Origin of the sequence: Streptomyces cylindrosporus (assembly GCF_022698165.1) — a bacterium.
GTDB lineage: Bacteria > Actinomycetota > Actinomycetes > Streptomycetales > Streptomycetaceae > Streptomyces > Streptomyces cylindrosporus.
On sequence record NZ_JALDAY010000007.1, the window covers coordinates 565,834 to 591,637 of the forward strand.

Annotated in this window: 19 protein-coding genes; 8 read left to right on the top strand and 11 right to left on the bottom strand. The window is 72.1% G+C overall.

What is annotated here, in order from left to right:
- The first annotated feature begins 87 nt into the window (after positions 1 to 87).
- The 3 genes from MQP27_RS25335 to meaB are packed head-to-tail and all read left to right on the top strand — an operon-like array spanning position 88 to position 5,071.
- Entirely contained in the window at positions 88 to 1,896 is a 1,809-nt protein-coding gene (locus tag MQP27_RS25335) for a methylmalonyl-CoA mutase family protein (RefSeq protein ID WP_242767726.1), read from the top strand.
- The gene (scpA, locus tag MQP27_RS25340) at positions 1,896 to 4,088 is read left to right on the top strand and encodes a methylmalonyl-CoA mutase (protein WP_242767727.1); all 2,193 of its coding nucleotides are present in this window, start codon (positions 1,896 to 1,898) and stop codon (positions 4,086 to 4,088) included. The genes MQP27_RS25335 and scpA overlap by 1 nt, the downstream gene beginning before the upstream one ends.
- On the top strand, positions 4,085 to 5,071 hold the full coding sequence (meaB, locus tag MQP27_RS25345; protein WP_242767728.1) for a methylmalonyl Co-A mutase-associated GTPase MeaB: 987 nt from the start codon (positions 4,085 to 4,087) through the stop codon (positions 5,069 to 5,071). Before scpA ends, meaB begins: the two co-directional genes overlap by 4 nt.
- A 6-nt stretch (positions 5,072 to 5,077) precedes the next feature.
- On the opposite strand, the gene MQP27_RS25350 is transcribed toward meaB, so the two are convergent.
- Complete coding sequence (locus tag MQP27_RS25350) at positions 5,078 to 6,025, bottom strand: MIP/aquaporin family protein (protein WP_242767729.1); 948 nt, start codon at positions 6,023 to 6,025, stop codon at positions 5,078 to 5,080.
- Between the two features lie 176 nt (positions 6,026 to 6,201).
- Here MQP27_RS25350 and MQP27_RS25355 point away from each other — a divergent pair, with 176 nt between their 5' ends.
- The 4 genes from MQP27_RS25355 to MQP27_RS25370 all read left to right on the top strand — a co-directional run bounded on the left by MQP27_RS25355 (position 6,202) and on the right by MQP27_RS25370 (position 12,400).
- Positions 6,202 to 7,440, top strand: a complete 1,239-nt coding sequence (locus MQP27_RS25355) for an EfeM/EfeO family lipoprotein (protein ID WP_372511301.1) — start codon at positions 6,202 to 6,204, stop codon at positions 7,438 to 7,440.
- On the top strand, positions 7,437 to 8,654 hold the full coding sequence (gene efeB / locus MQP27_RS25360) for an iron uptake transporter deferrochelatase/peroxidase subunit (protein WP_242767730.1): 1,218 nt from the start codon (positions 7,437 to 7,439) through the stop codon (positions 8,652 to 8,654). Before MQP27_RS25355 ends, efeB begins: the two co-directional genes overlap by 4 nt.
- A gap of 209 nt (positions 8,655 to 8,863) precedes the next feature.
- The gene (locus MQP27_RS25365; protein ID WP_242767731.1) at positions 8,864 to 10,741 is read left to right on the top strand and encodes a phospholipase C; all 1,878 of its coding nucleotides are present in this window, start codon (positions 8,864 to 8,866) and stop codon (positions 10,739 to 10,741) included.
- A gap of 123 nt (positions 10,742 to 10,864) precedes the next feature.
- Positions 10,865 to 12,400: an AMP-binding protein gene (locus tag MQP27_RS25370; protein WP_242767732.1), complete on the top strand. Its 1,536-nt coding sequence runs from the start codon at positions 10,865 to 10,867 to the stop codon at positions 12,398 to 12,400.
- An 11-nt stretch (positions 12,401 to 12,411) separates the two neighbouring features.
- Here MQP27_RS25370 and MQP27_RS25375 read toward each other — a convergent pair whose 3' ends face one another.
- The 3 genes from MQP27_RS25375 to MQP27_RS25385 all read right to left on the bottom strand — a co-directional run bounded on the left by MQP27_RS25375 (position 12,412) and on the right by MQP27_RS25385 (position 16,009).
- Positions 12,412 to 13,101 (bottom strand): M24 family metallopeptidase, encoded by a 690-nt coding sequence (locus MQP27_RS25375; protein ID WP_242767733.1) that lies wholly within the window; start codon positions 13,099 to 13,101, stop codon positions 12,412 to 12,414.
- A gap of 35 nt (positions 13,102 to 13,136) precedes the next feature.
- Entirely contained in the window at positions 13,137 to 14,414 is a 1,278-nt protein-coding gene (locus tag MQP27_RS25380; RefSeq protein ID WP_242767737.1) for a methyltransferase domain-containing protein, read from the bottom strand.
- A gap of 215 nt (positions 14,415 to 14,629) precedes the next feature.
- Positions 14,630 to 16,009, bottom strand: a complete 1,380-nt coding sequence (locus MQP27_RS25385; protein ID WP_242767739.1) for an ABC transporter substrate-binding protein — start codon at positions 16,007 to 16,009, stop codon at positions 14,630 to 14,632.
- Between the two features lie 392 nt (positions 16,010 to 16,401).
- On the opposite strand from MQP27_RS25385, the gene MQP27_RS25390 reads away from it, so the two are divergent.
- On the top strand, positions 16,402 to 17,514 hold the full coding sequence (locus MQP27_RS25390) for a PP2C family protein-serine/threonine phosphatase (protein WP_242767740.1): 1,113 nt from the start codon (positions 16,402 to 16,404) through the stop codon (positions 17,512 to 17,514).
- Here MQP27_RS25390 and MQP27_RS25395 read toward each other — a convergent pair.
- The 7 genes from MQP27_RS25395 to MQP27_RS25425 all read right to left on the bottom strand — a co-directional run bounded on the left by MQP27_RS25395 (position 17,501) and on the right by MQP27_RS25425 (position 25,777).
- Positions 17,501 to 18,427, bottom strand: coding sequence for a GNAT family N-acetyltransferase (locus MQP27_RS25395; protein ID WP_242767741.1), 927 nt, complete (start codon positions 18,425 to 18,427; stop codon positions 17,501 to 17,503). The genes MQP27_RS25390 and MQP27_RS25395 overlap by 14 nt on opposite strands.
- Positions 18,428 to 18,467: 40 nt before the next feature.
- The gene (locus MQP27_RS25400) at positions 18,468 to 20,354 is read right to left on the bottom strand and encodes a DUF2264 domain-containing protein (RefSeq protein WP_242767742.1); all 1,887 of its coding nucleotides are present in this window, start codon (positions 20,352 to 20,354) and stop codon (positions 18,468 to 18,470) included.
- A complete protein-coding gene (locus tag MQP27_RS25405; RefSeq protein ID WP_242767743.1) occupies positions 20,351 to 21,370 on the bottom strand; it encodes a hydroxyacid dehydrogenase in 1,020 nt (339 codons plus the stop codon). Before MQP27_RS25405 ends, MQP27_RS25400 begins: the two co-directional genes overlap by 4 nt.
- A gap of 29 nt (positions 21,371 to 21,399) precedes the next feature.
- Positions 21,400 to 22,263, bottom strand: a complete 864-nt coding sequence (locus MQP27_RS25410) for a carbohydrate ABC transporter permease (RefSeq protein ID WP_242767744.1) — start codon at positions 22,261 to 22,263, stop codon at positions 21,400 to 21,402.
- Positions 22,260 to 23,240 carry a carbohydrate ABC transporter permease gene (locus tag MQP27_RS25415; RefSeq protein WP_242767745.1) on the bottom strand — a complete coding sequence of 327 codons (981 nt, stop codon included), beginning with the start codon at positions 23,238 to 23,240 and terminating at the stop codon, positions 22,260 to 22,262. Before MQP27_RS25415 ends, MQP27_RS25410 begins: the two co-directional genes overlap by 4 nt.
- Before the next feature lie 26 nt (positions 23,241 to 23,266).
- Complete coding sequence (locus tag MQP27_RS25420; protein ID WP_242767746.1) at positions 23,267 to 24,595, bottom strand: ABC transporter substrate-binding protein; 1,329 nt, start codon at positions 24,593 to 24,595, stop codon at positions 23,267 to 23,269.
- Between the two features lie 90 nt (positions 24,596 to 24,685).
- Positions 24,686 to 25,777: a substrate-binding domain-containing protein gene (locus MQP27_RS25425; protein WP_242767747.1), complete on the bottom strand. Its 1,092-nt coding sequence runs from the start codon at positions 25,775 to 25,777 to the stop codon at positions 24,686 to 24,688.
- Positions 25,778 to 25,804: the final 27 nt, after the last annotated feature.

The following is a 25,804-nucleotide window of genomic DNA, read 5'->3' on the forward strand; positions in this document are numbered from 1 at the left end:
AGGAGGCCGAGGTCACAGCCGCGGAGAGGGCAAGGTCACAACGCGTCCCCCTGCTGCTCCTTTGCGTCTCTGACCTAACATCCGGGCATGACGGTCCTGCCTGACGACGGGCTCGAGTTGGCCGGCGAGTTCCCTGACGTGTCCCACGAGCAGTGGCAGCGCCTCGTGGCGGGTGTCCTGCGCAAGTCGGGCAAGGACGTCGAGGGTGCCGCGGCCGAGGAAGCCCTGTCCACCGCGTTGGAGGACGGGTTGCGCACCCGTCCCCTGTACACCGCGCGCGATGCCGCGCCCGAGCCGGGCTTCCCGGGGTTCGCGCCGTTCGTGCGCGGCAGCCGCCCCGCGGGGAACGCCACCGGCGGCTGGGACGTACGGCAGCGGCACGCCACCGCGGAGGGCGGCTCGGTCCTCGCCGACCTGGAGAACGGCGTCACCTCGCTGTGGCTGGTCGTCGGCGAGGGCGGCATCCCCGTCTCCTCGCTCGCCCGCGCCCTCGACGGCGTCTACCTCGACCTCGCGCCGGTCGCGCTCGACGCGGGCGCCGACTTCGAGCCCGCCGCCGAGGAGTTGCTGCGGCTGTACAAGGAGCGCGGCGTCGCCAAGGAGGCGGCCCGCGGCAGCCTCGGCGCCGACCCGCTGGGGCACGAGGCCCGCACCGGGCGGCCGTACGCCTTCGCATCCGTGCTCGGGCTCGCCCGGCGGTGCGCCGAGGAGTACCCGGGGCTGCGCGCGCTGACGGTGGACGCGCTGCCGTACCACGAGGCCGGCGGCTCGGCCGCGCAGGAGCTGGGCGCCTCGCTCGCGACCGGTGTGGCGTATCTGCGGGAGCTCACCGAGGGCGGGCTCTCCGTCGAACAGGCCTGCGCCCAGCTGGAGTTCCGCTACGCGGCCACCGCCGACCAGTTCCTGACCATCGCCAAGCTGCGGGCCGCGCGCCGACTGTGGGCGCGGGTCGCCGAGGCCTGCGGGGCCCCGGACGCGGGGGCGCAGGTGCAGCACGCGGTCACCTCGCCGGTGATGATGTCGCGCCGCGACCCGTGGGTGAACATGCTCCGCACGACGATCGCCACGCTGGCGGCCGGGGCGGGCGGCGCCGACGCGGTCACCGTGCTGCCCTTCGACGACGCCCTGGGCCTGCCGGACGCGTTCGCGCGGCGCATCGCCCGCAACACCTCGACGATCCTCATCGAGGAGTCGCACCTGTCCCGGGTCATCGACCCGGCAGGCGGCTCCTGGTACGTGGAGCGGCTCACCGACGAACTCGCCCACGCGGGCTGGGAGTTCTTCCGGCGCATCGAGCGACTCGGCGGCCAGGCGGCCGCGTTGCGCTCGGGCGAGCTCGGCCGGATCCTGGCCGACACCTGGGCGGAGCGCTCCAAGAAGCTGGCCAAGCGGCGCGAACCCATCACCGGCGTCAGCGAGTTCCCGTATCTCGCGGAGAAGCCCGTGGTCCGCGAGAGGGCGCCCGAGCCGCGCTCCGGCGGGCTGCCGCGGGTGCGGCGCGACGAGGCGTTCGAGGAGCTGCGCGCCCGCTCCGACGCCCATCTGGCCGCGACCGGCTCCCGGCCGCGTGTCTTCCTGGCCGCGCTCGGCCCGGCCGCCGCGCACACCGCCCGGCTCACCTTCGCCTCGAACCTCTTCCAGGCGGGCGGCATCGAGCCCGTCACCGAGGGCACCTTCGAGGAGAGCGGGGCCGCCGAGGCCTGTCTGTGCTCCAGCGACGCCCTCTACGAGGAGCAGGCCGAGTCGGTGGCCGCCCAGCTCAAGGCAGCCGGTGCCGCGCACGTGTTCCTCGCCGGGCGCCCCGCCGAGCACGCCGGTGTCGACTCGTACGTCTTCGCGGGCTGCGACGCCGTGGCCGTCCTGTCCGCCGCCCTCGACCGCATGGGAGTGTCCTGATGACCGCCGCTTCCGGCCCCTCCGTCCCCGACTTCTCCGGGATCGAGCTGGGGACCCCGTCCGCGGCCGGCAACGCCGACGAGTGGCGCACGGCCGTCAAGCGGGCCGCCGGCGGGGACGACCTTCTGTGGGAGACCCCGGAGGGCATCCCGGTCAAGCCGCTCTACACCGGGCGTGACCTGGAGGGCCTCGACTTCTTGGACACCCGCCCGGGCGCGGCGCCGTACCTGCGCGGCCCGTACCCGACGATGTACGTCAACCAGCCGTGGACGATCCGGCAGTACGCCGGGTTCTCGACCGCCGAGGAGTCGAACGCCTTCTACCGCCGCAACCTCGCGGCCGGTCAGAAGGGCCTGTCGGTCGCCTTCGACCTGCCCACGCACCGCGGCTACGACAGCGACCATCCGCGGGTGACGGGTGACGTCGGCATGGCGGGCGTGGCCATCGACTCCATCTACGACATGCGGCAGCTCTTCGACGGCATCCCGCTGGACCGGATGACCGTGTCGATGACGATGAACGGCGCGGTGCTGCCGGTGCTCGCGCTGTACATCGTCGCCGCCGAGGAACAGGGCGTACCGCCCGAGAAGCTGGCCGGGACCATCCAGAACGACATCCTCAAGGAGTTCATGGTCCGCAACACGTACATCTATCCGCCGAAGCCGTCGATGCGGATCATCTCCGACATCTTCGCCTTCACCTCGCAGCGGATGCCCCGCTACAACTCCATCTCCATCTCCGGCTACCACATCCAGGAGGCGGGCGCGACCGCCGACCTGGAGCTGGCGTACACCCTCGCCGACGGCGTGGAGTACATCCGGGCGGGCCGCGAAGCGGGCCTGGACGTGGACGCGTTCGCGCCCCGGCTCTCCTTCTTCTGGGCGATCGGCATGAACTTCTTCATGGAGATCGCCAAGCTGCGGGCGGCGCGGCTGCTGTGGGCGAAGCTGGTGAAGCAGTTCGATCCGCAGAACACCAAGTCCCTTTCGCTGCGCACCCATTCGCAGACCTCGGGCTGGTCGCTGACCGCGCAGGACGTCTTCAACAACGTCACGCGTACGTGTGTCGAGGCGATGGCGGCGACCCAGGGCCACACCCAGTCGCTGCACACCAACGCCCTCGACGAGGCGCTCGCGCTGCCCACCGACTTCTCCGCGCGCATCGCCCGCAACACCCAGCTGCTGATCCAGCAGGAGTCCGGCACCACCCGGGTCATCGACCCGTGGGGCGGCAGCGCGTACGTGGAGAAGCTGACGTACGACCTCGCTCGCAAGGCCTGGCAGCACATCCAGGAGGTGGAGGCGGCGGGCGGCATGGCCAAGGCGATCGACGCCGGCATCCCCAAGCTGCGCATCGAGGAGGCCGCGGCCCGCACCCAGGCCCGCATCGACTCCGGCCGCCAACCGGTCATCGGCGTGAACAAGTACCGCGTGGAGAACGACGAGGCGATCGACGTCCTCAAGGTCGACAACTCCTCCGTACGCGCCCAGCAGATCGAGAAGCTGCGGCGGCTGCGCGCGGAGCGCGACGAGAGCGCCTGCCAGGACGCGCTGGACGCGCTGACGCGGGCGGCCGGCGGCGAGGGCAACCTGCTGGAGCTGGCGGTGGACGCGGCCCGCGCCAAGGCCACCGTCGGTGAGATCTCCGACGCCCTGGAGAAGGTGTACGGACGGCACGCGAGCCAGATCCGTACGATCTCCGGCGTGTACCGCAACGAAGCAGGCGAGTCCCCGACCGTGGACCGCACCCGTGCCCTGGTGGACGCCTTCGACGAGGCCGAGGGCCGCCGGCCGCGCATCCTGGTCGCCAAGATGGGCCAGGACGGCCACGACCGCGGCCAGAAGGTGATCGCCACCGCCTTCGCCGACCTGGGCTTCGACGTGGACGTCGGCCCGCTGTTCCAGACCCCCGCCGAGGTGGCCCGGCAGGCCGTCGAGGCGGACGTGCACATCGTCGGGGTGTCGTCACTGGCCGCCGGACACCTCACCCTCGTACCGGCGCTCAAGGAGGCGCTGGCCGAGGAGGACCGCGCCGACATCATGATCGTGGTCGGCGGGGTCATCCCGCCGCAGGACGTGCCCACACTCCTGGAGATGGGCGCCGCGGCCGTGTTCCCGCCCGGGACGGTGATCCCGGACGCGGCGTACGACCTGGTCCAGCGGCTGGCGGCCGAGCTCGGGCACGACCTGTGATCGATGTCGACGCGTACGTGAAGGGCGTACTCGACGGGAAGCGGTCGGTGATCGCCCGCGCGATCACCCTCGTCGAGTCGACGCGCCCTCAACACCGGGCGCTGGCACAGGAGTTGCTCACCGAACTGCTGCCGCACAGCGGACGCGCGCGGCGGATCGGCGTCAGCGGGGTGCCGGGCGTGGGCAAGTCCACGTTCATCGACGCGTTCGGCACCATGCTGACCTCGCTGGGGCACCGGGTGGCGGTGCTCGCCGTCGACCCGTCCTCCAGCCGGACCGGCGGGTCGATCCTCGGCGACAAGACCCGTATGGAGCGGCTGGCGGTGGACCCGGCGGCGTTCGTCCGCCCCTCCCCCACCTCGGGCACGCTCGGCGGGGTCGCCAAGGCGACCCGTGAGTCGATGGTGGTGATGGAGGCGGCCGGCTACGACGTGGTCCTCGTGGAGACGGTCGGCGTCGGCCAGTCCGAGACCACCGTCGCCAACATGGTCGACTCCTTCCTGCTGCTGACCCTCGCCCGCACCGGCGACCAGCTCCAGGGCATCAAGAAGGGTGTCCTGGAACTGGCCGACGTGATCGCCGTCAACAAGGCGGACGGCCCGCACCAGCGGGACGCCCAGGCGGCCGCGCGCGAACTGGCGGGCGCCCTGCGGCTGATGCACGGCAAGGACCCGGTCTGGACCCCGCCGGTGCTCAGCTGCAGCGGCCGTGAGTCGGCCGGCCTGGACACCGTCTGGGAGCGCCTCGAACAGCATCGCGCGCTCCTCGACTCCACGGGCCGCCTCACCGCGAAGCGCCGCGACCAGCAGGTCGACTGGACCTGGGCGATGGTCCGCGACGAGCTACTCGGCCGCCTGCACGCCGACCCGGCCGTACGGGCCCTGGCCCCGGGCCTGGAGCAGGAGGTCAGGGAGGGCCGGCTGACGGCCACGCTGGCGGCCGAGCGGATCCTCGGAGCGCTCGGCGGCTCCGAGTCCGGCTGACCGCCGCTACTCCTCGTCCGCGGAGGTCACCGGGCGTGTCCGGCCGGGCTCCGGCAGCTCGGCCTGCTGCGCCCGGATGTGCAGCACGTCGCCGATGAACAGGTCGTACACCAGCACCCCGATCACCCCGCCGACCAGCGGCCCGACGATCGGGATCCAGAAGTAGTCGCTGAAGGCACCCGAGAGGGTGCCGGGCATCGCAAGGTCCTGCCACCCCGCAGCCCAGGTGAACAGGCGCGGACCGAGGTCGCGCGCGGGGTTGATGGCGTAGCCGGCGTTGGCCCCGAAGGACATGCCGATGGCGGCGACCGCGAAGCCGACGAGGAGCGGGCCGAGGTTCGCCTTCACGGCGGTGTTGCGCAGGTCGATCAGGGCGACGACCAGCATCACCAGGAAGGCGGTGCCGACGATCTGGTCGATCAGCGGCCCCCAGATCCCGCCGTGGAAGTAGGGCGCGGGGAAGGTGGCGAAGATGGAGAACGAGGCGAGCGTGTGGCCGTTCGTCTTCGGGCCCTTCATCGCGTCGTCGAAGGTGTTGATGGCGTCGTGGTAGACGGCGTAGACCAGCGCGGCCCCGGCGAACGCGCCGAGCAGCTGGGAGATCCAATACGGCACGACCTTGGCCCAGGCGAACTTGCGGCGCACGGCGAACGCCAGCGTCACCGCCGGGTTGAGGTGCGCGCCGCTGACCCCGCCGGCCACGTACACGCCGAAGACCACGGCCATCGCCCAGCCCCAGCTGATCAGCAGCCAGTCGCCGGCGCCCAGGAAGAACGTCGTGGGCCCGGCTGTGCGGCCGGATCCGGGCAGTGCGGCGACCGCCATGGCCACCACACCGCAACCGAAGGAGATGAGGACGAAGGTCCCCAGGAACTCGGACAGGCATTCGCCCCACAGTCCGCACCGGCGCCTGAGCCGGGAGGGCTTCACCAGGGGAGGTATTTCCACGGCCATGACGGCCCCCTAGAGAGTGAGTCCGATCGGCACTCCCATGGTCCCTCGTGGGTGAACCGCTGACGAACTCTGGCTTTTCGTCTGGTCAGGAGCAGGTCAGATGGCCCGATGCGGCTCCTTCGGGTGCTTAGGATCGGCTGCGCCGCCTCGTTCGTACGACCTTCAGGAGGCCCGGCGTGCCCGAAGCCGCGGTCGGTCACACACCGCCCTCGTCGTCCACCCGCCGCAGGCGCACCGCTCTGATCACCGGTGCCGCCCTCGCGGTGGCGGTCGCGACGGTCGCCGGGGTGCTGGTGGCCAGGGGCTCCGGCGGGAGCGCGCACCGGACGGTGGCCGCCGACGGGCTGCGGCACACCACCGTGGGCGTCACGTCCGCCGACTGCGGTCGCGGCTGGACCCGGCCCGAGCCCGGCCGCCAGGTCTTCGACCTGCGCAACACCTCGGGTGCGCCCGCCGAGGTGTATCTGACCGACCCGAGGACGGGCGCGGTCTACGGCGAGGTCGAGGGGCTCGCGCCGGGCACCGTCCGTCCGCTGCGGGTGACGCTCGGCGACGGCACGTACGCCTTCAAGTGCTTGCCCGACGACGCGGACGCCGTCACCGGCCCGACCGTCCGCATCACCGGCGCCAAGGTGAAGAGCGGTCCGGCCGCCGTGCCGGTGACCCAGCAGGACCTCATCCCGCCGACCCTCGCGTACCAGAAGTGGATCCAGGGCCGCACGGTCGAGCTCGTGCGGAGGACCGACGTGCTGCGCGCCGCCGTCGACCGCGGTGACCTGGCCGCCGCCCGCAGGGCCTGGCTGCCGGCCCATCTCGTGTACGAGCGGATGGGCGCCGCCTACGGCACCTTCGGGGACGCCGACTCGGCGATCAACGGGACGACCGCCGGGCTGTCGGGCGGTGTCCACGACCCGGGGTTCGCCGGGTTCCACCAGGTCGAGTACGGCCTGTGGCACGGCGGGTCGGCGAGCGGTCTGCGCGGTCCGGCCGACCGTCTCGACAAGGCCGTACGGGCCCTGCGCGACAGCTGGCCGGGCGAGCGGATGGACCCGGCCGACGTCGGTCTGCGCGCGCACGAGATCCTGGAGAACACCGTGCAGTTCGAGCTGACCGGCCGCACCGACTACGGCAGCGGCACCAACCTGGCCACCGCCCGCGCCAACCTGGAGGGCACCCGGGTGCTCCTCGGCTACCTGCGCCCCCTGCTGAAGACCCGCGACACCGGCCTCACCGGGCTCGACTCCTGGCTGGACCGCGCGCAGCACACCCTCGACTCCTTCCACCACGGCGACACGTGGACGCCGCTCGCCCGACTCACCCGTACGCGGCGGGAGAGGGTCGACGCCGACCTGGGCGAGCTGGTGGAGCGGCTGGCCGACGTGGCCGCCCTGACCGACGTACGGAGGACCGCGTGAAGCCCGCAGGAGTCGGCCGCCGGGGGTTCCTCACGGGTGCGGCAGCGGTCGCCGGGGCCGGGCTGGTGGCCGCCGATCACGGTGCCGCCTCCGCCGCGCCCGCCCAGGAGAGCACCCGGGTCCCCTTCCACGGCGCCCACCAGGCCGGGATCGTCACACCGGCGCCGCGGGCCACCGCCTTCGTCTCCTTCGACACGACCGCCGAGAACCGCGCCGAGCTGACCGAGCTGCTGCGCACGCTCACCGACCGGGCCCGGTTCCTCACCACCGGCGGCAGCCCGGACGAGCTCGGCATCACTGCCCCGCCCGCCGACTCCGGCACCCTCGGCCCGGACCTGCCCGCCGACCGGCTCACCGTCACGGTCGGCGCCGGCGCCTCCCTCTTCGACGACCGCTACGGACTCGCCGCACGCAAGCCGCGCAGGCTCACCGCGATGCCGTCCTTCCCCGACGACGACCTGGACGGCGCCTGGTGCCACGGCGACCTCAGCGTGCAGTTGTGCGCCGGGACCTCGGACACCGTGCTGCACGCCGTGCGCGACATCGCCCGGCACACCCGGGGCGGCATGCAGGTCCGGTGGCGCATGGACGGCTTCATCAGCCCGCCACGCCCCTCCGGAACTCCGCGCAACCACATGGGATTCAAGGACGGCATCGCCAATCCGGACGTCACCAGCAGCCGTGAGATGGACCGGTTGGTGTGGGTGGGCGCGGGCGCAGGCGAGCCCGCGTGGGCGACCGGGGGCAGTTATCAGGTCGTACGGCTGATACGGATGCTGGTGGAGTTCTGGGACCGGGTCTCCATCACCGAGCAGGAGCGGATGTTCGGGCGGGCCCGGGACACCGGCGCGCCGCTGGACGGCCGCCACGAGAAGGACACCCCGCAGTACACGCAGGACCCCAAGGGCGACGTCATCCCGCTGGACAGCCACATCCGGCTGGCCAACCCGCGGACGTCCGCCACCGCGGAGCAGCGCATCCTGCGCCGCGGCTACAACTACGACCGGGGCACGGACGCCAACGGCAACCTCGACATGGGGCTGCTGTTCTGCTGCTACCAGCAGGACCTGGCCCGGCAGTTCGAGACCGTGCAGAAGCGGCTCGCCGGGGAGCCGCTGGTCGACTACATCTCCCCGTTCGGCGGCGGCTACTTCTTCGCGCTGCCCGGCGTACGGGACGGCTCCGACTGGCTCGGGCGCACGCTGCTGACCTGAGCCCGGCGGGCTTCGGTCAAGGGCACCTCAAAGGACCATGAGAATCTCCTGACCCTGGATGAGGATCTCCTGACCGAACATTCGCACCCGCGTCACTGCCATTCCCACGCACCGCCGCGAGCATTGCGAAGGATCCGACGTGGCTGCCCGGCCGGTGAGCCGTGGCGGCGGAACGCAGAGTTCGCAGTGTTCTCGGAAGGCGAGACAGCATGATCGGCACAGGAAGAACCCCCAGTGTGCGGCGCGGTCTGAGTCGTGTGGGCGCCCTGCTCGGCGCGGCCGCGCTGGCCGCGGCGGGCGGCGCGGTCCCCGCGTCGGCGGCCCCGGCGCACGGCCACCCCGGCACCCGTACCACGACTCCGATCAAGCACCTGGTGGTGATCTACGACGAGAACGTCTCGTTCGACCACTACTTCGCCACCTACCCCAAGGCCGCCAACACCGACGGCACCACGTTCAAGGCGGCGGCCCGCACCCCGAAGGCCGACAACCTCCTCAACGCCGGGCTGCTGACCAAGAACCCGAACCTGTACACACCCAAGCGGCTGGCCAGTTCGCAGGCGATGACCTGCGACCAGAACCACTCCTACGGCCCCGAGCAGTACGCGGCCGACGGCGGCAAGGCCGACAAGTACGTCGAGAACACCGAGGTCAGCAAGTGCAGCGGCGGGCTGTTCGGCGAGCCCGGCCTGGTGATGGACTACTACGACGGCAACACCGTCACCGGCCTGTGGAACTACGCCCAGCAGTACGCGCTCAACGACCACTCCTTCAGCTCGGTCTACGGCCCCTCCACGCCCGGCGCGCTCAACCTGATCTCGGGTCAGACGCACGGCGTCATCTCGGTGGACCCGGCCTCCGGCACCGAGAACCCGAAGCAGACGTCGACGCCGGACTCGTACACCGTGCTGTCCCCGAACGCCAAGGGCGTCGGCACGGTCGTCAACGACCCGGACCCGGCCTTCGACGACTGCTCGGACAAGGACCACACCGCCACCAGCGCGCTCGCGGTGATGCAGGGCAAGAACATCGGTGACCTGCTCAACTCCAAGGGCGTGAGCTGGGGTTGGTTCCAGGGCGGCTTCCGGCCCTCCACCGCGTGGGACGGCAAGAGCGGCGACTACGCGAAGTGCGACACCGCGCACACCAACGTCGGCGGCGCCTCGGCGCTCGACTACAGCCCGCACCACTCGCCGTTCGAGTACTACAAGTCGACGTCGAACCCGCACCACCTGGCGCCGAAGAACGTCGCCGAGATCGGCCACGCCGGCCGCGCGAACCACAACTACGACCTGACCGACTTCGACGCGGCCCTCAAGGCCGGCAACCTCCCCGCGGTCAGCTTCCTCAAGGCCGCCGAGTACCAGGACGGGCACGCCGGTTACTCCGACCCGACCGACGAGCAGCACTTCCTGGTCAAGGAGATCAACGCGCTGCAGCAGTCCCCGGAGTGGAAGTCCACCGCGGTCGTGGTCGCCTACGACGACTCCGACGGCTGGTACGACCACGTCACCTCGAAGGTCCTGAACGGCTCGAAGGACTCGACGCTCGGCTCCAACAACAAGGCCCTGGACAGCACCGCCTGCCAGGCCGGCCCGGCCGCCAAGGGCGGCTACGCGGACCGCTGCGGCCCCGGCACCCGCCAGCCGCTGCTGGTCATCTCCCCCTACAGCAAGGTCAATTCGGTCGACCACACCGCGACCGAGCAGGCGTCGATCACCCGGTTCATCGAGAACAACTGGCGCACCGGCCGCATCGGCGACGCCTCCTTCGACCAGCGGGCGGGCAGCCTGACCGGCATGTTCGACTTCAAGCACCCCAACGACAAGCAGGTGCTGCTGAACTCGGACGGCTCGGTCAGGTCCGTGAAGCCGATCCCGCACCACTACGCGCAGACCGCGTCGTCGGCCTCCACGCACACCCCGTACCCGGCGTACGTCCAGGACCTCAAGGCCCAGAACGTCGCCGCCGGCACCTCGGCCTCCCCGGCCGTGCCGATCGCCCTGACCGCCGGTGCGGTCACCGCGGGCGCGGTCGCCACGGCCTTCGCCCTGCGCCGCCGCAGGGCGCACACCACGGCCGGCTGACGACCGGCGAACGAAGAACATCGTCGGCCCCGGCCTGGTGAAGGCCGGGGCCGTCGACTGTCTCGGCCAGGATGGGGGTACGACCCACCGAGCAGCGCCACCGCGTGACGCAGGGAGGCATCGATGTTCGTTCCTTTCGGAGCCCGCGATTTCCTGGACCGGGCCGCCATCGTCTACCCGGACCGCGTCGGCGTCGTCGACGAGCCGGACCAGCCGGCCGCCCCCTGGCAGGGGCTGACCTACCGCCGCGTCGCCGAGCTCGCCCGCGCCCAGGCGGCGGGGCTCGACGCGCTCGGTGTGCCGCACGGGGCGCGGGTCGGGGTGGTGTCGCACAACAGCGCGCGGCTGCTGACCTCGTTCTTCGGCGTGTCCGGGTACGGGCGGGTGCTGGTGCCGGTGAACTTCCGGCTGTCGCGCGCCGAGGTGGAGTACATCGTCGGGCACTCCGGGTGCAGTGTGCTCCTGCTCGACCCGGAGGTGGCCGACGGCCTGGCCGGGATCGACTGCGAGCACACCTTCGTGATGGGTGCGGAGTCCGACGAGCGGCTGTACGCCTTCGACGCCGAGCCGGTGCCGTGGAAGGCCGCGGAGGACGCCACCGCCACCATCAACTACACCAGCGGAACGACCGCTCGCCCCAAGGGCGTGCAGATCACGCACCGCAACATCTGGGTGAACGCGGTGACCTTCGCCCTGCACGCCGGCGTCACCGACCGGGACGTCTATCTGCACACCCTGCCGATGTTCCACGCGAACGGCTGGGGCATGCCCTTCGCGATGACTGCGCTCGGCGTGCGGCACATCGTCCTGCGCAAGGTGGACGGCGCGGAGATCCTGCGCCGGGTCGCCGAGCACGGCGTCACGGTGATGTGCGCGGCCCCCGCGGTCGTCAACGCCGTACTGGCCGCCGCGGAGAGCTGGCAGGGCGAGATCCCGGGCCGGGACCGGGTGCGGATCATCTGCGCGGGAGCGCCGCCGCCGACCCGGACCATCGCACGGGTGGAGGAGGAGCTCGGCTGGGAGTTCATCCAGATCTACGGCCTGACCGAGACCTCACCGCTGCTCACGATCAACCGCGGCCGCGAGGAGTGGGACGGGCTGGACACCTGGGAGCGCGCGGAGAAGCTCGGCCTGGCCGGGGCGCCCGCCTTCGGCGCCACCCTGCGGGTCTCCGGCTCCGGCGAGGTGCTCGCCCGCTCCAACGTCGTGATGGAGGGCTACTGGCAGCAGCCCGAGGAGTCGGCCGAGGCGCTGGCGGACGGCTGGTTCCACACCGGGGACGGCGGGACGATCGCCGACGACGGCTATCTCACGATCAGCGACCGCAAGAAGGACGTCATCATCACCGGCGGCGAGAACGTCTCCTCGATCGAGGTCGAGGACGTGCTGTTCAGCCACCCCGGGGTCGCCGAGGTCGCCGTGATCGGCGTCCCGGACGAGAAGTGGGGCGAGACGATCAAGGCCCTGGTCGTGCTCGCCCCGGGCGCCGAGGTCACCGAGCCCGAGCTCATCGCGTACTGCAAGGAGCGCCTCGCCGGTTTCAAGGCGCCGACCTCGGTCGAGTTCCGCACCGCCCTGGAGCGCACGGCGACCGGCAAACTCCAGAAGTACAAGCTGCGCGAGCCCTATTGGCAGGGGCATGAGCGCAAGGTGAACTGACGGAACGCCGGTCAGAGGGTGAGCAGTTCCTCGTGGAAGCCGCCGAACTGCCGTTCCCGGTCCACGAGATGGATCTCCAGGATCCAGTGGCAGCGGCGCCCGGCCTTGTCGGTGCGCCGCAGCGGGGTGTCGTTGGCGGGCGTGATGTACGACTCGACGTCCGCGCCGTCGATCCACTCGTGCGGGAACTCCCCCACCAGGTGCCCGGCGTGCCAGCCGCCCAGTTCCCAGCCCGCCTCCGCGGCCAGCCGCTCGACCTCGGCGTACAGGCGCTCGCCCGTGATGTCGGGGTCGCTCTCGAAGAAGCCGCGGCCCGCCGCGAACACCTTGGGCAGGTCGGCGCGCAGCCGGTGCTTGACCGGGTCGTCGCCGAGGACGAAGGTGCGGCCGAAGTCGGCCTCGTACTCCTCGAAGATCGGCCCGAAGTCGGCGAAGACGATGTCGTCCGCGCCGATGACCCGGTCCGGCGGGTTCTCCCGGTACGGAGCCAGGGTGTTGGGGCCGGAGCGCACGATCCGCTTGTGCCAGTGCCGGGTCGTGCCGAACAGCTCGTTCGCCAGGTCGCGGATGCGGTCGCTCACCGCGCGCTCGCCCTCGCCGGGCGCCACGAGTCCGCGGTGTTCGATCTCGGAGAAGAGCCGGGCGGCCTTGGCCTGGGCGTCCAACAGGCGCGCGGCGCGGGTGGGTTCGTCGTCGGTCATGGCCGCATCCTGTCAAATGTGGTGGTACGTCGAACTCATCGGCCGACCCGGATCGCCCGGGCCAGGAAGTGGTGCGGGGCGTCCTCGTAGCGGGCCAGGTCCCAGCCGGCCGCGTCCAGCGCGGGCCGCAGGTTCTCCTCGGCCAGCGGGTCGGCGGGGTCGAGGGGGCGGCCGTGGCGGGCGGCGCGTTCGGCGCGGCCGGAGGGGTGGTAGAGGAGCAGGACGCCGTCGGGGGAGGTCACCCGGGCCCATTCGCGCAGGGCGGTGGCGGGGTCGGGGACGTGGTTGATCAGGCCCGCGCTGAAGATGCCGTGCACCGTGCCGGTGGGCAGCGGCAGCCGGCAGGCGTCGGCCAGCAGCAGCTGCCCGTCCCCGGCCCGGCCTTCACGCAGCGCCGCCGTGAGCATCGCGGGCGTGAGGTCGACGCCGGCGACGACGCCCTCGGCGCCGACCTGCGCGCGCAGTGCGGGAAGCGCGCGGCCGGTGCCGCAGCCCAGGTCGAGGACGCGCTGCCCGGGGCGCAGGCCCATCCGCTCGACCGCCTCCGCGTACCGCGGTCCGTCGTCGGCGAACCTCTCCTCCCAGGTGGCCGCCCGCCGGGTGAAGAAGGCGCGGGTCGCGGTCTGCTCGGCGCGGGTCGCGACGAAGGCGGCGAACCGCTTGAACACGCCGTCGCCGTGCCGGGCGAGCACGGCGAGCTCCGCGGGCGCGGACTCCACCAGTCCGGGCGCGGTGGCGGCCTCCTCAGGGAAGGCGCGGGCGAACGCCTCGACCGTCTCCTGGACCGCCTCCAGATGGAACTGGACACCCCACGCCGAGCCCCCGACCCGGAACGCCTGCACCGGGTAGCGGTCGCAGGACGCGAGCAGCGTGGCCCCGGCCGGCAGATCCATGGTGTCGCTGTGCCAGTGCAGCACCCGCAACCGCTCGGGCACGGCGGCGAGGACGGGGTCGTCGTGCGCGGCCTCCGTCATCCGTACGTCGCCCCAGCCGACCTGCGTCCCGGTGCCGGGCTTGGCGGCGCCGCCCGCGGCGATCGCCAGCAGCTGTGCGCCGAGGCAGATGCCGAGCACCGGGACCTCGGCCTCCAGCGCGGCCCCGAGCAGTGCCAGCTCCGCCGTACGGCCGGGAAAGTCCTCGTAGGCGGTCATGGCCCCGCCCATCACCACGAGGGCCACGATGTCGTCGGCCGTCTCCGGCACCGGGTCGCCCGCCCAGGTACGGCACACCCGGATCGGCAGCCCGGCAGCCGCGAGCGCGGTGCCGAGGGCGTAGGGCCCTTCGTGCGGTGCGTGCTCCACGATCTGGATCACCGGCGACCACCTCCCGGACGACCGTACCCGGACGGCGGTCCAGAGGAAACGCAGATACGACACAGGTGCCACATCTCATGCCGTATCTGCCAGTCACATTCTCCGTCAAGCTCGCACATGCGATCACCCCGGGTCGTACCTCGGCGCGTCGGGCGCCCAAGCCCAGCATCGCGGCAAGGGCGACCGGCGGCAGCACGACGCCCGGCCCGACGGCCTCAGGTGACGTCGGACATCGACTTGCCGACGGCCTTGAGGGTGAGGGGTTTTCCGTAGTCGCCCCGGTACTTGTACGTCGGGGCGTCGCAGCGGTAGGGGCCCTGGTCGGCGCCGAAGTCGGCCGCCTTCCAGCCGTCGGCCGTCGTCTCGACGATGGAGTAGCACTTGGGCGGAATGTCGTTCCGGCTCAGGTCGGTGGGGGCCTGGAGTCCGCCGCCGGTCCACTCGGTCTGTTTGACCGCGTTGTCGTAGACGCACTTGCGGGTGAGGGTGGCGCAGTCGCGGGCCGACACGGCGAACAGCAGCCAGGCGGAGAAGGCGCGCAGTACCGGGTAGGTGACGGCCGCGTCGGGGGCGTACTTCTTGAAGAGGTCGACGACCTGCTGGGTGGCCGGGTTGGCGGAGGCGCTCTCCAGCGGGGCGGTGGCGGAGAGTTCGGCGTAGTTGTGCTGTTTCGCCAGGGCGGGGCCCGCGAGCTGGACGAACGCCGGACCGTAGGCGTTGCTGTTGGCGTCGATCCAGTCGGGGGCGTAGCCGAGGTTGGTGAGCGCCTGCTCCAGCTTGGCCAGGCTCGCCAAGTCGCCCAGGAATACCAGGCCCTTGACCCCCTTGTTCTTGATGGCCTGGGCGTACGGCGTCCAGTCGGAGACGCCGGCGACCGGGTACAGGTCGCTGTAGGAGACCTTGCCGCCGAGGCCGCCGATGCCCTCCTCGTACTGCGCGCCGAAGGTCTTGCTGACCGGGCTGTCGCCGACGATCATGCCGACCTTCCGCGCGGAGTCCGGGTACTTCTCCCTGAGCAGCCAGCTGTAGTAGCCAGCGTAGGGGAAGTAGCCGACGCCCGCGCCGGTGGCCAGGACCTGGAGGTCGGAGCCGACGGCCTGGGTGGACTGGGCCGGGAAGTCGGGCAGCAGGCACTTCAGGCGGTCGGCCACGCCGAGGCCGTCGAGTCCGGCACCGCCGCCGACCAGCGCGAAGTCGGACTTGCAGGCGGCCAGCACCTGCTCGCGTACCTGCATGAGCCTGGTGTCACGGGTGACGGGGGCGAGCTTGCGGCCGTTGATGCCGCCGGCCGCGTTGCACCAGGCGGTGAACACCTTGGCGGCGTCCGGGAATTCGGAGTTCTTGGTGAACCCGATGTCGGACAGCACGCCGAGTCGGACGGACTTGTCGGTGACTCCTTGGACCTCGGAGGACTTGGCGGTCCCGGGGCCGCAGACGTTCTTGAGTGTGCCGAAGTCCGCCGGCTTCGCGGCGGCGCCCGCGGCCGGGCTCGCGCTCGCGTCCTTCGCGTTGTCGTCGCCGGAACCGGAGTGACCGGAGCAGCCGGCCAGCACTACCGCGGCCGCGGTGACCGCGCCTATGAGCAGCCTGCGCAAGGTGCCTCCTCGGGGAGGTCGGACGTCGTCGTCCGAGGGAGGTGGGAGGGAAGTGCTCTGCTCGTCGGGCGGAAAGTACATTCTCTCCATCAGCGAAGCAAGCCCTCACGCAGGAGAACAGGATACTCAATGGTGCTCCGGGCACCGGCGAACCGACCGGGCGCGCGCGGACCGACGCAGGGGTGTATGCCTGGGGTATGCCTAAGCGGTCCTGGGGAAGTCGGCTGCGGTCGGGCAGCGCCGCCAAGGGGCGCGGGGCTGTGTTGCAGGTGCGGCTACCGCCGCGCGGGCGCGACCAGCCACGACAGCGCCGCAGCCAACCGACGACCCATCGCCGCCCATCCCGCGGAGCGCTTGGCTTCGGCCGGTGGCGGTGGCCGAGCCGGGGTCTCGTGGCCATCCCCGTCGCGCTCATCGTCGCGATCACGGTCGCCGACGTCCTCTCGCCCGAGAGCGTGCATCTCGGGCCGCTGCTCGTGGTGGCGCCGGCCCTCACCGCCTCCTTCGGCAGCTCCAGGCTCACCGCGCTCGTCGGCGGCCTCGCCGTGGCGGCGCTGGTCGCGATCTCCGTGATCCGCAACAGCGTCCTGACCCTGAACCACGAGAGCCAGGTCGCCGCGCTGCTGATCGTCTCCGCCTTCACCGTGCTCTTCTGCCGCCTGCGCGAACGGCACCTCGCGGAGCTGGCCCAGGTGCGCTCGGTGGCCGAGGCGGCCCAGCGGGTCCTGCTGCGTCCGCTGCCCGAGCTGATCGGCGACGTGCGCATCGCGAGCGCGTACCGGGCGGCCACCGACCAGGCCCGCATCGGCGGCGACCTGTACGCGGCCCTGCGCACCCCGCGCGGCACCCGACTGCTGATCGGGGACGTCCGCGGCAAGGGGCTGCCCGCGATCGAGGAGGCGGCGCTGGTCCTCGGCGCGTTCCGCAGCGCGGCCCACCGCGAGCCCACCCTGCCCGAGCTGCGCACCGAACTGGAGGACACGGTCTGCTGGAACCTGCTCCAGCCGCCCGCCGATCCGACCGCCGCCGACGAGTCGTTCATCACGGCCGTTCTGGTCGACATCCCGGACGACGGTTCCGCGATCGAGGTCCTCAACTGCGGCCATCCGCCCCCGCTGTTCGTCCACGCCGGCCGGGTCACCGCCCTGGCACCCCGGCAGTACGCCACCCCCATCGGCATGTGCCTGCCCCAGGCCCCGAACGGAGACGTCGACACCTTCCCCTTCGCTCCCGGCGACACGCTGGTGCTCTACACGGACGGCGTCTCCGAGGCCCGCGACCCGGCGGGCCGTTTCTATCCCCTCGCCGACCGCCTGGACGCCTGGACGGACACGGAGAGCCCCGAGGAGCTGCTCGCCCATGTCCGCGGCGACCTCAACGGCTTCTGCAAGGGCACCTTCGACGACGACGCCGCGATCGTCGTGCTCCGCCGCGAGGGCGTCACCGGGGACCGGAACCCGACCGCGCTCGAGGCCGACCGCCCGTCGCCGGTCAGTCCAGGGTGATCTCCCAGGTGTCGACGGCGTAGTGCACGGTCATCCCGTTACGGCCGTACAAGCGGGGCGCTCCCGTGGTGTTCGCGGTGTCCACGCCGAGGCCCACCTCGGTGCGGCCCCGGGCGGCGAAGGCCGCGAAGGCGTGCCGCAGCAGGAATCCGCCCAGGCCCCGGCCGCGGGCCTCGCGCAGGACGCCCAGGCTGCGGATCCACCCCATGGCCTCACGGTCGTCGCGGGCCAGCAGGAACCCGGCGTCGCCCAGGTCGTCGGTGCGGGCGATCCAGACCGTCGACCAGTCGAGCCCGTCGGCGTCGATGTCGTTGAGCCACTGCCCGTAACCGCGGGGCCGGAAGTCGAAGTGGTCGGCGAAACCGGCCTGGTACAGGGCGTACACCGTCTCCCGGTCCGTCTCTGTCGCACACGCCCGCACCCGCACCCCGGCCGGCGCCTCCGGCACTGCGTCGCGCTCCGGGTCCAGTGGCCGGCGCAGCACGTGATAGCGCCGTACGATCTGCCATCCCCGGGCCGTGAGCAGGCGGGTGTCGAGGGTGGGTTCGGCGTTGAGGTGCAGGTGGACGACGGCCCGCCGGGCGCCGTTCTCCCGGGCCTTCTCCAGCGCCCGGGTCTCCAGCGCGCCGATGATGTGCTCGCCCGCCTCCTGATGGTCGGGCAGCACATAGAGGTCGGCGTCGATGCGCTCGCCTCCGGACTGGTCCCACAGCAGCCCGTAGGCCGTCAGCCGGTCCGCCTCGAACGCCAGCCAGGTGTCACGCGCGAGGTCGGTGTCGGGGTTCTTCAGGTCGGCCTCGACCGTGTGCGGATCGGTCTCCGGGCGGCCGATCTCGATCGTGTCGATCTCGTTGAGCAGAGCCGTGACGGCGGGCGCGTCGCCGAGGGCCGCGGGGCGCAGACGAGGAGGCATGGCCTCAGCGTCCGTGCCCCGCCCACGGGCCGCAACGGATTTACCCGTGCCACGGGACGAGCGACACCGCGAGCGGCGCCCACTCGATCCGTGTCCGCGCCCCGTCCGAGGCCCAGGTCACCTCGACGGCGTCGTCGTCGGCCGCCACCCCCGAGACGGCCTCGGCCGGCGCGACGGGCTCGGCGCCGAGGACGGCCAGGGACACGTGCGTGGTCGTGCCGCCCGCGGGCCCGGCGAGCCGCGGCACCTGGGCCCAGCGGGTGTACGCCGTTCCCTGGGGCGCGCGGACCAGGGCGTCCTCGTCCCAGCCGAGCAGACCGTGCAGGGCGGAGACGAGGGGCTGCTCGGGCCCGGTCGCCCAACCGGTCTGGGTGACACGGGAGTCGGCGGGCGCGCCGGTCACCCGATGGACCCGCAGTTCGTACGGTCCCCGGGCCACCGTCACGCTCTCCACCCGCAGCCCCGGCACCATCGGCGGACCCGCGGCGAACACCGGCCGGTGCCAGGATGCGGCCCACCCCCAGCCGTCCCCCTGGCCCGCACCCAGGGGACGGACACGGCAGCGCGCACTCCCCCGCCCGCCGACCTCGACCGACAGGTGGTTGTCCGCGACGTTCGCCTTCGCCGTGGGTCCCGTGTGCGTGGAGTACGCCTGCCGCCCGTAGTGCGGGTCCTCCGCCGCCGCGGACTCGCCTTCGTGCGGGCGCACATGGTCGCTGCCGTGGTTGTGCAGTCGTACGATCCCGTCCGCGCGGGTCGACTGGATCAGCAGCCCGGGTGCGGGCAGCGCGAGGACGTGGTCGGCCGTCTCGGCCGGCGCGAGCTCCTCGCGGGCCGTCCACAGCGGATGCTCGGGCGGGGCGAGCAGGGCGACGAACGCCTTCGAGGCCCAGTACGGGGAGGACGGGCCGGAGTAGGTCTGCAGGGTCGCGTCGTGCGGGCCGTGCCAGCCCAGGCTCAGCAGACCGTCCTCGGTCAGGGCGCCGCGGTCCAGGAAGTACCGCAGGCTACCGCTGATCAGCCGCCGGGAGGTGCCCGGGGGCAGCGGGGTGTGGCCGGTGACGGCGCCCAGGGCGACGGCCGAGGCGGCGGCGAAGCGGTACGTCAGCGAGCGGCCGAAGTGCAGGGGCGCGCCGTCGCCGCCGAACAACAGCGAGAAACCGTCGAGGTGTCGGCGCAGCCGGGAGCCGTACGGTTCCCGGTCCGTCCCGGCGAGATGCGCGTCCAGGACCGGATACAGGTGCAGGGCCCAGCCGTTGTAGTGGTCGAAGGCGCGTCCGTCGCCGTCGGCGTACCAGCCGTCGCCGACGTACCAGCCCTCCAGCAGTTCGCGGGCGCGCTGCCGGACGGCTGCCGTCTCCGCGTCGCCGCGGCCCACAGACTCCAGGAAACCGGCGACGGTGTACGGGAACAGGTACCAGTTGTTGGGCGCCGGGGTGTGGCGCAGGGCTCCGCGCAGCCATTCCTCGGCGCGGTCCTGGACGTCGGCGTCGAGGTTCTTCCACAGCCAGGGCGCGGTCAGCCGCAGGCCGAGGGCGACGGACGCCGACTCGACCATGGGCTGGCCCTGGACGTGGTGGTCCAGGATCAGCGGCCAGGACTCGGTGTCGTCGCGGCCGGGGGTGCGGGTGCCGGCGGTGAGGCCGCTCGCGTAGCGGTCGAGCCAGCCGTGCGGGTCGGCGCCGCCGGCGCCCGCGACGCGGAAGGCCGCGGCGAGGAACGTACGGGCGTAGCCCTCCAGGCCGTCGGAGCGCACTCCGGAACGGGAGGGGCGGCCCGGCAGGTCGAGCAGGGCGCACTCGGGGGTGGACCAGCGCCAGGCGGCGGCCAGCAGCCCGTCGGCCACGGCCTCCCAGTGGGCCCTGGTGTATCCGGTGTGCGGGCTCGACTCCCGGTCCTCCGGAGGCAGTTCGAAGGGTACGGTCATGCCGTGTACGCCAGCCTTTCGCGTCGGACGGGGTGCAGGAAGCCGACACCGGAGGCCCAGCGGGCGGTCTCGGCGACGGCGTGTTCGGCCAGCCGGCGCCACTCGTTGCCCTGCGAGCCGGCCAGGTGCGGGGTGAGGAGCACGTTGTCGCAGTCCCACAACGGGTGCTCGGGCGGCAGGACTTCGGGGTCGGTGACGTCGAGGACGGCGCGGATCCGGCCGGCGCGGGCGGCGTCGGCGATCGCGTCCTGGTCGACGACCGCACCGCGTGCGGTGTTGATGAGCACGGCGTCGGGGCGCATCGACCGGATCAGGGTGCGGCCGACCAGTCCTCGGGTGGCGGGCAGCAGAGGGGTGTGCACGCTGACGGTGTCGCTGCGCGTGAACAGCTCCTTCAACTCGACCCGGGTGGCGCCGAGTTCGGCGGCCTCGGCGTCGGTGACGAACGGGTCGTGCAGGAGGATCTCGACGTCGTACGGGTGCAGCAGTTCCATGACGCGGCGGCCGGTGAGGGAGGCCGAGAGGATGCCGACCGTGCGGTGGTGGTTGCCGACGGTGCGCGGGGTGCCCAGCCAGGGGGCGCGGGTGCGGGTGGCCTGGAACTCACGGGCGCGTTCGAGGACTTGCTTGCCGGTGAGCAGGATCATGGCCACGGTGTACTCGGCGACCGGGAGGGCGTTGGCCGCGGCGGCCGAGGAGACCTCGATGCCGCGCTCCCAGCAGGCCTCGGTGATGTGCGCGCGCACGCTGCCCGCGGTGTGCACGACCGCGCGCAGCCGCGGCGCCGCCGCCAGCACGGCCGCGTCCAGGGGTGGGCAGCCCCAGCCGGTCACCAACAGGTCGACGTCGGCGAGGACTTGGCGGGCCCGGGGTGAGGTGAGGTCGTCGAGGGCCGGTGGCGGGGCGAGGTGGCAGATGGCGGCCAGGGCTTCGAGGGACTCGGGGTCGAGGACGGCCGCCGCCGCGTCCTGGGACATGGCGAGGGCGGCTCGGGGGCGAGGCGTCGCTTCGGTCATCTGGTGCGTGAACTCCTCAACGGGCCGGGCTACTTGACGGACCCCGCGGTCAGGCCGCTGCGCCAGAAGCGCTGGAGCAGGGCGAAGGCGAGGATGAGCGGGAGGACGGCCAGCAGCGAGCCCATGATCACCACCGGGTAGTAGTCGGGGGTGACGGTGGCCGAGCTGTTCCACGTGTACAGGCCGAGGCTGACGGGATACAGGTCCTGGTCGGACAGCATCACCATCGGCAGGAAGAAGTTGTTCCAGATCGCGGTGAGCTGGAACAGGAACACGGTGACCAGGCCGGGGCCGAGCATGCGCAGCGCCACCCGGGCGTACGTGGTCAGCTCGCCCGCGCCGTCGATGCGCGCGGCCTCCAGTACCTCGTCGGGGACGTATCCCTGGCTGAAGATCCGGCCCAGGTACACGCCGAAGGGGTTGAAGAGGACCGGGATGAACACCGCCCAGAAGGTGTTGACCAGGCCGGTGCCGGAGGCCATCAGGTACAGCGGCAGGGCGAGGACGGTCTGCGGGACCATCACGGCCGCCAGGACCAGTCCGAAGAGCTTCTCCTTGTGCCGGAAGCGGTACTTGTCGAAGGCGTAGCCGCAGGCCACGCTCACCAGCGCGCCGATCGCCGCGCCGAGGACGGCGTACAGCAGGCTGTTGAGGTACCAGCGGCCGTACTGGCCGCCGTCCATCGCGAACAGGTCGTGCAGGTTCTGTCCGAAGGCGAAGTCCTTGAAGGACAGGATGTCGCTGCTGAACAGGGCGTCCCGGGTCTTGCCAGCGGCCAGGACCAGCCACAGCACCGGCAGCAGGGTGTAGAGCACGGAGAGGGCGACCACCACGTTGACGGTGGCCCGGCCGAGGAGCCGCGGGCGCGGGAGGGTGCTGTCGGCGGTGCTCATCGGGAGGCCTCCTCGGCGCGGTCGAGCCGGCTGGTCCAGCGGGTGACGCCGTAGGACAGGGCGATGGTGAACAGCAGCAGGACGACCGAGGCGGCCGCCGCCAGGCTGTAGTTGTTGCGGGTGAAGGCGGCGTCGTAGATGTACATGCTGGGCGAGAAGCGGGAGTTGATCATCGGGGAGGACTGGCTGAGCAGCATCGGCTCGGTGAACAGCTGCAGCCCCCAGACGAGGGTGAACATGGCGACCGTGACGATCGAGGCCCGCACCAGCGGGGTCTTGACCTGGAGCGCCGTGCGCACGGGTCCGGCGCCGTCGACGACCGCGGCCTCGATCACCTCGCGGGGCACGGCCTGGAGGGCGGCGTAGAAGACCACCATGTTGTAGCCGAGGTTGCTCCACAGGGCGATATTCACGATCGACGGGAGCACGGTGTGCAGGCCCAGGAAGTCGATGGTGATGTCGGCCTTGGCGAACAGCTCGATGACCGGGCTGATGCCGGGTGTGTAGAGGTAGAGCCAGATCAGGGCGGCGATGATGCCGGGCACGGCGTGCGGCAGGAAGAGGCCGAGCTGCGCGGAGGCCCGCAGCCGTACGACGCCCGAGTCGAGGAGCAGGGCCAGGGCGAGCGAGCCCAGCACCATGAGCGGGATGTAGATCAGGCAGTACAGGGCGACCGTGCCGAGCCCGGACAGGAAGGTCGGGTCGGTCAGGACGGCCGTGTAGCTGCGCACTCCGACGAAGACCGTGCGGGCGTTGCCGAAGCCGAGGCCGGGGTGGTCGTCGCTGTGGAAGCTGAGGTAGACGGCGGTGCCGACCGGGATCAGGAAGACGGTGACGAGGAGCGCGAAGAAGGGGGCCATCAGGGCGCCGCAGGCGCCGAGTCGGCGGCGCCGGGCCGCCTTGCGGGTGCGGTGGGCGGAGGCCGGGGCGGTGGCGGGGAGGGCGGCGGGCGGGGCGTGCTGGGTGGTCGCGGTCATGGGGGTTCACCTGCCTTTCGGGCGGCTCAGCTGCTGCGCTGCGTGGTGGACAGACCGAGGGCCTTCAGGTCGGGCATGGTGCCGTCCTGGGCCGCGCGCACCGATCCGATGAGGGTGCCCTGGCCGCCGCTCACCCGGGCGAAGCCGTCCTGCATCACCTTTCCGGTGGCGGTCATGCGCGGCCCCCACACCCAGCCGTCGCGGATCTTGTGGGCCTCCTCGTCGAAGAGGGTGTAGATGTCCTGGCCGCCGTAGTAGGAGGCGTCGAAGGCCTTGCGGTCGACGGGGACGAGTCCGGGGACGGCCGGGTACTGGCTGCTGGCGCCGCTGGACAGGCGGGCGCGCAGCGCGTCAGGGTGGGAGACCTGCCACTCGATGAACTCCATGGCGGCCTCGGGGTGACTGCTGTCCTTGGTGACGGCGAAGGTGGAGCCGCCGTGCGTGCCGACGTAGGGGCGGCCCTCGTCCCACTGCGGCAGCGGCGCGATCCGCCACTTGCCCTTCAGCCCGGGCTGCGCCCGCATCTGCGCACCGGCGTCCCAGGCCCCGCTGAGCCGGGTCAGCACCAGCCCGTTCGCGATCTGCGCGTCGGACTGCCGGCTCTCGACGCCGTTCATGAAGACCACGTCGTCGTCGACGAGCTTCTGCCAGTACGCCGCCACGCGGCGGGTCGGCGCGTCCGCGAGGGACACGTTCCAGGCGCCCTCGGAGGTGTCGAACCACTGGGCGCCGGCCTGCCAGCTGTAGGCGGCGAACTGCATCGCGCCGTCCGTGGGGAACAGCACCAGCCGCCGCTTCGGCGCCTTGCGCCGGACCGTATGCGCGAGTTCGGCGAACTCGTCCCAGGTGCGCGGGACCTGGAGGCCGTACTGGTCGAAGAGGTCGGTGCGGTAGTGCATGACCATCGGTTCGACGTCGAGCGGGACGCTGTAGGTGCGGCCCTGGAAGGTGGTCAGGCCGAGGGCCTGGGGCAGGAGCTTGGCCTTGAGGGTGTCGCCGACCATGTCGGTGATGTCGCGGGCGACGCCGTCGATGGCGAAGCCCGGCACCTGCGGGTACTCGATGGTGGCGACGTCGGGCGCGTTGCCGGCCCGGGCCGCGTTGCTGAGTTTGGCGTAGCCGCCCTGGTTGCCGGACGGGATCTGCTGGAAGTCGACCTGGATGCGGTCGTGCGTGCGGTTGAACTCGTCGACCACCTCCTGGCTGCCGCGCAGGGCGGACCAGAAGGTGATGCGTGTGGTTCCACCGGTGCCGCTCGCGGTGGACGCGCCCTTGCCGCAGGCGCTCACGGCGCCCGCGAGCGGCAGGGCGGCCATCGCGGCGAGCACGGATCGACGGCTCTGTCGACCAGGCATGGCTCCTCCCTGTTCGAGTCACGGGAATCCTCCGCGGCCGACAAGAAACGGTCAATAGAGCGATCAGAAGAAAATAAAGCGGTCAAACGCTCATTGCGCTAAAAGGGGCCTCGTCGAGCCGCGCACCTTCAGCGTCGGCAACAGCTCGACGCGCTGCACCGAACGCGCCCCCTCCGCCGGCACTCCGTCGAGCCGCCGCAGCATCAACTCCGCCGCGACCCGGCCGACTTCGCCCTTGGGCGGTGACACGGCGGTCAGCGGCGGGCTGGCGAGTCCGGCCACCACGTCGTCGTAGGCGACCACCGAGCAGTCCTCGGGCACCCGCACCCCGTGCTCGGCGAGCTGCTGCACCAGCATCAGCGCGTCCACGTCGCCGTGCAGGACGGCGGCGGTGGCGCCCGCCTTGCGCAGCAGCGCGGCCAGGTCCGGCACGTCGGTGGGCTCGTGGTCGAGGCCGCCGCGCGACGAGCTGAGCGCCCACGTCCACTCCTCGACGAGCGGGTGGGCGCCGGCGATCTCGGCGAAGGCGGCGCGCAGGGTGCGGGCGGTAGGGCTGTCGTCGCGGGTCGCGAACACCAGCCGCCGGTGGCCGAGGCCGACCAGGTGCTCGACGGCGAGATGGGCGCCGTACCAGTGGTCGGAGCAGACCGAGTCCATGGCGTGCAGGGCGCTGCCCTTCGGCGGCCGGCGCTCCATCAGCACGGTCGGCACGTCCAGTTCGGCGAGCCAGCGGTGGTCGGCCTCCTCGGCGGCGGGGTCCCGCCAGCGCGGCGCGAGCAGCACGCCCCGGGCGCCGTCGGCCAACGCCCGCTCCACCTGCGGGCGTTCGGCGCCCGGTACCTGGGGCGCGATGTGCAGGGCGACGCGCAGGCCGGCCGCGTCGAGGACGGTGCGGGCGCCGTGCAGGGTCTCGTAGAGATACGAGTGCCGCTCGGGCACCACCACGGCCACCGTGTCCCCGTCGGCCATGGTGTGCTCGGGCAACTCCTGTGCGGGCAGGGGCGAGCGCACGACCCCGTGCCCGCGCCGCAGCTTGCCCTCCCGCATCAGCTCCTCGACGTCCCGGCGCACGGTCACCACGGACACCTGGAGCTCGGCGGCGAGGTCCCGCACCCGAGCCGTGCCACGCGCCTGCACCGCGGCGAGAATCCGCCGCCGTCTGAGATCGACCGGCTCCCGCATCAGGACACCGCCCCCGGAATGTTCGTT

Bases quoted from the DNA above. Each gene is read 5' to 3' on its own strand.
- MQP27_RS25335 (WP_242767726.1), top strand. From the start codon at position 88: ATGACGGTCCTGCCTGACGACGGGCTCGAGTTGGCCGGCGAGTTCCCT.
- scpA (WP_242767727.1), top strand. From the start codon at position 1,896: ATGACCGCCGCTTCCGGCCCCTCCGTCCCCGACTTCTCCGGGATCGAG.
- MQP27_RS25350 (WP_242767729.1), bottom strand. From the start codon at position 6,025: ATGGCCGTGGAAATACCTCCCCTGGTGAAGCCCTCCCGGCTCAGGCGC.
- MQP27_RS25365 (WP_242767731.1), top strand. From the start codon at position 8,864: ATGATCGGCACAGGAAGAACCCCCAGTGTGCGGCGCGGTCTGAGTCGT.
- MQP27_RS25370 (WP_242767732.1), top strand. From the start codon at position 10,865: ATGTTCGTTCCTTTCGGAGCCCGCGATTTCCTGGACCGGGCCGCCATC.
- MQP27_RS25375 (WP_242767733.1), bottom strand. From the start codon at position 13,101: ATGACCGACGACGAACCCACCCGCGCCGCGCGCCTGTTGGACGCCCAG.
- MQP27_RS25395 (WP_242767741.1), bottom strand. From the start codon at position 18,427: ATGCCTCCTCGTCTGCGCCCCGCGGCCCTCGGCGACGCGCCCGCCGTC.
- MQP27_RS25400 (WP_242767742.1), bottom strand. From the start codon at position 20,354: ATGACCGTACCCTTCGAACTGCCTCCGGAGGACCGGGAGTCGAGCCCG.
- MQP27_RS25405 (WP_242767743.1), bottom strand. From the start codon at position 21,370: ATGACCGAAGCGACGCCTCGCCCCCGAGCCGCCCTCGCCATGTCCCAG.
- MQP27_RS25410 (WP_242767744.1), bottom strand. From the start codon at position 22,263: ATGAGCACCGCCGACAGCACCCTCCCGCGCCCGCGGCTCCTCGGCCGG.
- MQP27_RS25415 (WP_242767745.1), bottom strand. From the start codon at position 23,240: ATGACCGCGACCACCCAGCACGCCCCGCCCGCCGCCCTCCCCGCCACC.
- MQP27_RS25420 (WP_242767746.1), bottom strand. From the start codon at position 24,595: ATGCCTGGTCGACAGAGCCGTCGATCCGTGCTCGCCGCGATGGCCGCC.
- MQP27_RS25425 (WP_242767747.1), bottom strand. From the start codon at position 25,777: ATGCGGGAGCCGGTCGATCTCAGACGGCGGCGGATTCTCGCCGCGGTG.